The 6,676-nt window shown below is 71.6% G+C and carries 4 protein-coding genes and 1 pseudogene; 1 reads left to right on the top strand and 4 read right to left on the bottom strand.

Annotated features, from left to right (window positions below; translation table 11 throughout):
- Window positions 1-314: 314 nt before the first annotated feature.
- The 4 genes from mraY to AB0C20_RS34235 are packed head-to-tail and all read right to left on the bottom strand — an operon-like array spanning window position 315 to window position 6,604.
- Window positions 315-1,439, bottom strand: a complete 1,125-nt coding sequence (gene mraY / locus AB0C20_RS34250) for a phospho-N-acetylmuramoyl-pentapeptide-transferase (protein WP_030334519.1) — start codon at window positions 1,437-1,439, stop codon at window positions 315-317.
- Window positions 1,436-2,833, bottom strand: a complete 1,398-nt coding sequence (murF, locus tag AB0C20_RS34245) for a UDP-N-acetylmuramoyl-tripeptide--D-alanyl-D-alanine ligase (protein ID WP_357569555.1) — start codon at window positions 2,831-2,833, stop codon at window positions 1,436-1,438. Before murF ends, mraY begins: the two co-directional genes overlap by 4 nt.
- On the bottom strand, window positions 2,830-4,392 hold the full coding sequence (locus tag AB0C20_RS34240) for a UDP-N-acetylmuramoyl-L-alanyl-D-glutamate--2,6-diaminopimelate ligase (protein WP_357189964.1): 1,563 nt from the start codon (window positions 4,390-4,392) through the stop codon (window positions 2,830-2,832). The genes murF and AB0C20_RS34240 overlap by 4 nt, the downstream gene beginning before the upstream one ends.
- Before the next feature lie 52 nt (window positions 4,393-4,444).
- Window positions 4,445-6,604, bottom strand: coding sequence for a penicillin-binding protein 2 (locus AB0C20_RS34235; protein WP_357569556.1), 2,160 nt, complete (start codon window positions 6,602-6,604; stop codon window positions 4,445-4,447).
- Between AB0C20_RS34235 and AB0C20_RS34230 the strand changes: the two are divergent.
- A pseudogene (locus AB0C20_RS34230) lies at window positions 6,579-6,676 on the top strand (DedA family protein); the annotation flags it as partial. The gene AB0C20_RS34235 and the pseudogene AB0C20_RS34230 overlap by 26 nt on opposite strands.

Here is a 6,676-nt window from a genome sequence, read left to right as displayed (position 1 = left end):
CCAGATCCTCGAGCTGCTCAAGGAACTGGTCCGGGACTCCGGCACCGCACTGTTGATGATCACGCACGATCTGGGCGTGGTGGCTGGCATGTGCGTGCCCTCAGTGCCGATGTCCTCCCCCACCCCGACATCATCACCGCTGAACACGCGCCACCGCCCCACAACGCCCCACCGGGCGTGTCGAACCCGCCCCCACGCCGCCCTCCCGCCGCCGATCTTGCACTTTCTGTGCCGACAAAACATCCATGAAAGGACGTTCCGCCATCCGAAAGTGCAAGATCGACGGATCAGGGGGTGGGCGCGGGGCCTGCGGATCAGGTCATGTTGGCGAGGAACTCGCTGTAGAACAGGCCCAGGGCGATGGCCACGCCGATGCCGGCGATGATCCAGAAGCGCACCACGATGTTGACCTCGCTCCAGCCGGCCAGCTCGAAGTGGTGCTGGAGCGGAGACATTCGGAACACCCGTTTACCGGTGGTCTTGAAGGAGATGATCTGGATCACCACGGACATCGTGATGATCACGAAGAGCCCACCGATGATCGGCAGCAGCAGGATGGTGCGGGTGGACATCGCCATGCCGGCGATCAGACCGCCCAGCCCCAGCGCCCCGGTGTCGCCCATGAAGATCCGCGCCGGGGAGGTGTTCCACCAGAGGAAGCCCACACAGGCACCGGCCGCCGCCCCGGCGATCAGTGCGATCTCCAACGGGTCGCGGACCTCGTAGCAGTACGGCTGGGTGTAGTTCGGGTCGGCGCACCAGTGCCGGTACTGCCAGAACGCGATCAGCGCGTACGCGGCGAGCACCATCACCGAGGCGCCGGTGGCCAGACCGTCCAGGCCGTCGGTGAGGTTGACGCCGTTCGTCGCGGCCATCACCACGAAGATGAAGATGATCACCGCGCCGACCTTGCTGACCTCCAGGAAGTCGATGTCCCGGATGAAGCTCAGCGTGGTGCTGCCCACCGTCTCGGTGTTTGTCGCAAGGCCCGAGCCGTTGGTCATCGTGCTCGGGAACCACAGCGCGATCACCCCGAAGACCGCACCGACGAGGATCTGCCCGAGCAACTTGCCGCGCTTGTTCAGCCCGGCGCTGTTGCGCTTGCGCACCTTGAGGAAGTCGTCGAGGAAACCCACAGCGCCGGAGAAGACCATCAGCCCCAGCAGCACCAGCGCCGTGATGGTCGGCTCCACCTGGGCGATCTGCTGGTCCGGCAGGGTGGTCAGGGCGAGGTGCCCGGCCACGTACGCGATCACAGTGGCCAGGATGAAGACCACGCCACCCATCGTGGGCGTGCCTTTCTTGCCCTGGTGCATGGCGGGGCCGTCGGACCGGATCGGCTGACCGGCCTTGAGCCGGGTGAACACCTTGATCGCGATCGGGGTGCAGAAGAGCGAGACGAGGAAGGCCACCCCGATGGCGACGATGACCGCCCTCATCGGGTCGACTCCCCACCGGCGTCGGCGCGCAGGGCGTCGGCCACCTCCCAGGTCCGGTACCGGGAGCCCTTGACCAGGACGACGTCACCCGGTCGTAGCTCGCTCCGCAGCACCTCGACGGCCGCCGCCTGATCGGTGAGCAGCACCGACTCTCCTCCCCAGTTTGCTACAGCTGTCGCGCCTTCGTGGATCGGCGCGGCCGGCTCACCCACCACGAGCAGCCGGTCGACACCCAGCTCGGCCGCGAGTTGGCCGACCTCGGCGTGGCCGTCGTACTCGAACGGGCCCAGCTCGGCCATGTAGCCAAGCACCGCGACGGTACGCCGCCCCTGGCCCATGCTTGCCAGCGCCCGCACCGCTACCGCCATCGAGGCCGGGTTGGCGTTGTACGAGTCGTCGATCACGGTCACCCCGTCGGGGCGGTCGAAGACGTCCATCCGTCGGGTCGAGACCAGCCCCAACTCGCCGAGGGCAGTGGCCAGCTCGGCCAGCGGCATGCCCAACTCCCGGGCGACCGCCGCCGCGGCGAGCGTGTTCCCGACCTGGTGGCGGCCGGCCAACCGCAGCCGCACCGGCGCGCGTCCCTCCGGGGTGACAAGGGTGTACGAAGGGTGCCCCCGCTCGTCGAGCAGGACGTCCTCGGCGCGCACGTCGGCGTCGGGCGCCTCGCCGTAGCGGACCACCCGGGCCTGCGTGCGGCTCGCCATCGCGTCCACCCGGGGGTCGTCGGCGTTCAGCACTGCCAGCCCGTCCGGCGGCAGCGCCTCCACCAGCTCACCCTTGGCCACGGCGATGGCTTCCTGCGAGCCGAACTCGCCGATGTGCGACGTGCCGACGTTGAGCACCACGGAGATCCGGGGCGGCACCAGCTCGCACAGGTACCGCACGTGCCCGACCCCCCGCGCGCCCTTCTCCATCACCAGGTAGCGGGTGTCCGGGTCGGCCTGGAGGGCGGTGTACGGGTGCCCCAGCTCGTTGTTGAACGAGCCGGGTGGTGCCACAGTGGCCCCGAGCCGGGCGGTGAGCTGACCGATCAGGTCCTTCGTGGTGGTCTTGCCGGACGAGCCGGTCACGCCGATCACGGTCAGCCCGGGCAGCCGGTCCACCGCCACGCGGGCCAGTCGGCCCATCGCGGTCAGGGCGTCATCGACCAGCACCATCGGCACCCCGGGCACCTCTCGGCTGCCGAGCACCGCCACCGCACCGGCCTGGGTCGCCGTCGCCGCGTAGTCGTGCCCGTCGACCTTCTCCCCAGGGAAGGCCACGAAGAGCGAACCGGGCCCCACCTTGCGCGAGTCGAACTCCACCGATCCGGTGACGGTGGCGGCCGGGTCGGCGGCCACCAACCGCCCGTCGACCGCAGCGGCCACCTCGGCCAGGCTCAGCGTGATCACCGCTGACCCGCCAGGTCCCCGAAGCGGGCCCGCAGGGCCTCGGCCAACTCGATGCTGTCGTCGAACGGAAGCACCTGACCCGCCACCTCCTGGCCTCGCTCGTGACCCTTGCCGAGCAGCGCGATCACGTCGCCCGGCTCGGCCAGCCGCACCGCCTCGTCGATAGCGGCGCGGCGGCCCGCCACCTCGATGATCCGAGCGGCAGTGCCGGCCCGGTACGCCCCGGCCAGCACCTCGGCGCGGATCTCCCCCGGGTCCTCGGTGCGCGGGTTGTCGTCGGTCACCAGCACCACGTCGGCTCCCTCCGCCGCGGCGGCGCCCATCACCGGCCGCTTGCCCCGGTCCCGATCCCCACCGGCGCCGATCACACAGATCAGTCGGCCGGCGCTCAACTCGCGCAGCGCGGCAAGCGCTGCCACTATCGCGTCCGACTTGTGGGCGTAGTCGACCACCCCGCGCACCGGCGCGGCCACGTCGACCAGCTCCAGCCGGCCCGGGACGCCCCCGCAGGCAGCCACACCATCCGCGGCGGTCACCGGGTCCACCCCGGCACCCACCAGTGCGGCGATGGCCAGCAGCGCGTTGGCCACGTTGTGCCGGCCGGGCAGCGCGACACCGGCGGACACTGCCACGCCGTTCGGGCCGTGCGCGGTGAACCGCTGCGCGTACCCCTCGCCGCCCACACCGTCGGCCCACCAGGTCGCGCCCTGCTCACCGGCCGCCGAGTAGGTGACAGTCGTCGGCTTGAGCAGCGGCTTCAACGCCGGGTCGTCGTGGTTGAGCACCTCGACCGCGCAGCGCCCGTCGAAGAGCTGGGCCTTCGCCGCGAAGTAGTCGTCGCTGTCGGCGTGGAAGTCCAGGTGGTCGGAGCCGAAGTTGGTGTAACCACCGACGGCGAACCGCACACCGCCCACCCGGCCCATCGCCAGCGCGTGGCTGGAGACCTCCATGACCACGGCGGTGACCCCCCGCTCGCGGGCGGTGGCCAACATGGCGTGCAGGTCGGTCGCCTCGGGGGTGGTGCGGACACTGTCGATCACCAGATCACCGAGCCGGGTCTCCACAGTCCCGACCAGCCCGGTGGTGTGCCCGGCGGCCCGCAGCCCCGACTCGATCAGGTACGCGGTTGACGTCTTTCCCGCGGTGCCGGTCACGCCGATCACTGTGAGGTCGGCGGTCGGGTCGCCGTACACGGCCGAAGCCAGCTCGCCGAGCACGGCGCGCGGGTCGGGCACCACCAGGGTGGGCAGGCCCGTTCCCGCCGCCAACTCCGCGCCGGCCGGATCGGTCAGCAGCGCCACGGCACCCGCCTCGACGGCGCCGGCGGCGAACTCCGCGCCGTGCCGACGGGCACCGGGCAGCGCCGCGTAGAGGTCGCCGGGACGAACCTCCTGGCTGGCGTGGGTGACCCCGGAGACGACCACCGCTGCGGCGTCCGCCGGAAGGTCGACGGCGAGCCGGACGGCGAGATCACCGAGCCGGACTCCGGTCACGGTACGTGGACGTGGATTGCCGGGCACGGCGTCAGACCCTACCCGGTCGTCCGGTTCCGGCCGCACAGCCGCCCCGGTGGTTCGTCGGCACTCACCGATGATGTCCCGCCGTTGCTGCTCAGCGCGGATAGACCACGAACTTGGGCGCGGATCCGCCGGTGGAGGGCGGTACCCGGTAGTGACGCAGAGTGAACTGCATCATGTCCCGGAACGCCGGTCCGGCGATCGCCGCGCCCCCGCCGTTGGGCGCGTACACGAAGACCGCGATCACGTACCGGGGGTTCTCGGCGGGAGCCATGCCGATGAACGAGGACACCTCACCGGGCTGCTTCTTACCGTTGACCTGCCGCCAGCCGGTGCCGGTCTTGCCGGCGACCCGGTAACCGGGAACCGCGGCGGCCACACCGGTGGCGCCGTCGACGGTCGTGACCGCCTCCAGCATGGTGCGCAGGGCCGCCGCGTTCTGCGGGCTGAGCACCGACCGGGTCACCGGGGCCGGCGCGGGGGTGCGCTTGCCGTCCGGGCCGATCACCTCCTTGACCAGGTGCGGCTGCACGTACGTGCCGTTGTTGGCGATGGCGGCGTAAGCGGCGGCCATCTGCAACGGGGTGGCGTCGACGCTGTGCCCGATCGGCACCGACCCCTGCGAGGATTCGCTCCACTCGTCGGCCGGCAGCAGTCGCCCGCTGGCCTCCCCGTACACGCCCTCGCCAGTGGGCTTGCCCAGCCCGAACCGCTTCTGGTAGTCGATCAGCCGATCTGGACCGAGCTCGTCGGCGATCGTGATCGTGCCGACGTTCGACGAGAAGGCGAGCATCCCCGGCACGCTCATCCGTTTGCCGTTGGCGGGGTGCGTGTCGGAGAACCAGGTGTCGCCCTTCTTGATGCTGTTGGCAATGGGCAACGTGGTGTCCGGCGTGATCACCCCCTCCTGCAACGCCGCACCGTAGGTGATCGCCTTGTGCACCGAGCCGGGGTCGACCACGAAGCTGGTCGCCGCGTCCTCCCGGGCAACCGGGTCGCTGGGCGTCGGCTTCGCCGCGTTGTAGGTGGGGTTACTGGCTTGGGCCAGCACCGCGCCGGAGGGAATCTCGATGACCACGGCCGCGCCGGTGCCACCCGGCGCCTGGGCCATGCCCGCGCTGAGGATCTGCTGCGTCCGGAACTGGAGGTCACGGTTGAGGGTGAGGGCGAGCGAGCTGCCCGGCTTGGCGAGCGTGGTCCGGCTGTAGCCGCCCGGGATCGGCGCCCCGAGGTCGCCGAGGCCGGCCTCGTACACCCGCTTGCCGTCCTGACCGGCGAGCACGTCGTCGTAGCGGGCCTCCAGCCCCTCCAAGCCGACCATGTCCTGGCTGGTGAAGCCGATGAGGTTGGCCGCCAGGTCACCGCCGGGCACCTCACGGCGCTCGTCTCGGTGCACCCCGATGCCGAGGAGCTCGAGCGCCTGCACCCGCTTGGCGGTGGAGATCTCCACTCCCCGCGCCAGGTACACGAACCGGGACGCCTTACCGTCCTCCAGCTTGCGCGGCTTCATCAACTCCATCAGCTTCGACACCGGGATGCCGAGCAACGGGGAGAGCGCCTTGGCGACGGCGGCCGAGTCCTCCACCTCGGTCGGGTCGGCGTACACGTACCGCGCCTCGACACTGCGGGCCAGCGGCGCGCCGGTGCTGTCGTAGATCGCACCCCGGGGCGCCGGCAGCTCGACAGTGCGGAGGCGGTCGACGATACCGCCCCCGGCGTACGCCGGAGCGTCGACGGTCTGGAGGAAGATCAGCCGGATCCCGATGGTGGCGAAGAGAGTCAGGGCGAGCACGGTGCCCAGTCGCAGCCGCAGCCGCGAGTCGGCCAGCTTCGGCGGGCGTCGTGGCTTGCGCGACGGCCGGCGGGCCGCCGGTCGGTCGGTGCGCCGCGGCGCGCGAGGCGTGGTCCGGCGACGCGGAGGCGGCTCGTCCCCACCCGGGCCACGGGGGGTACGCGGCGCGACGGTGCGCACCACGCCACCGCGACCGGCAGCCGGAGCGTCGCGCCGGCCTGCCCGGGCGGCGGCCCGACCGCCGTCGAGCACCTGCAACGCCGGCCGGAACGGGTCGCCGGACCGGGTGCTGCGCGGCGTACGCCGCTGCTCGGCGCCCTGACCGCGCGCCGGCGTGCCGCGCTCCTCGCGGACGGTCCGACCCCTCGGGGTGTACGCCCGGGCGCCGGAGATGCCCCCGATGCCCGGCTCACCGGTGCGCGGCTCGCCGTCGACGCCACTGGCCGCCGGCGGGCTGCGGATGTCGTACCGCCGATTTCTCGGCTGCGCGACTATCGGCGCTGCCGCCTGGGCCGGTCTCTACCTCGCCCTGGG

The organism is Micromonospora sp. NPDC048843 (assembly GCF_040649965.1).
In the GTDB taxonomy this organism is placed as follows: domain Bacteria; phylum Actinomycetota; class Actinomycetes; order Mycobacteriales; family Micromonosporaceae; genus Micromonospora; species Micromonospora hortensis.
This window is presented reverse-complemented; position numbering and strand designations above follow the sequence as displayed.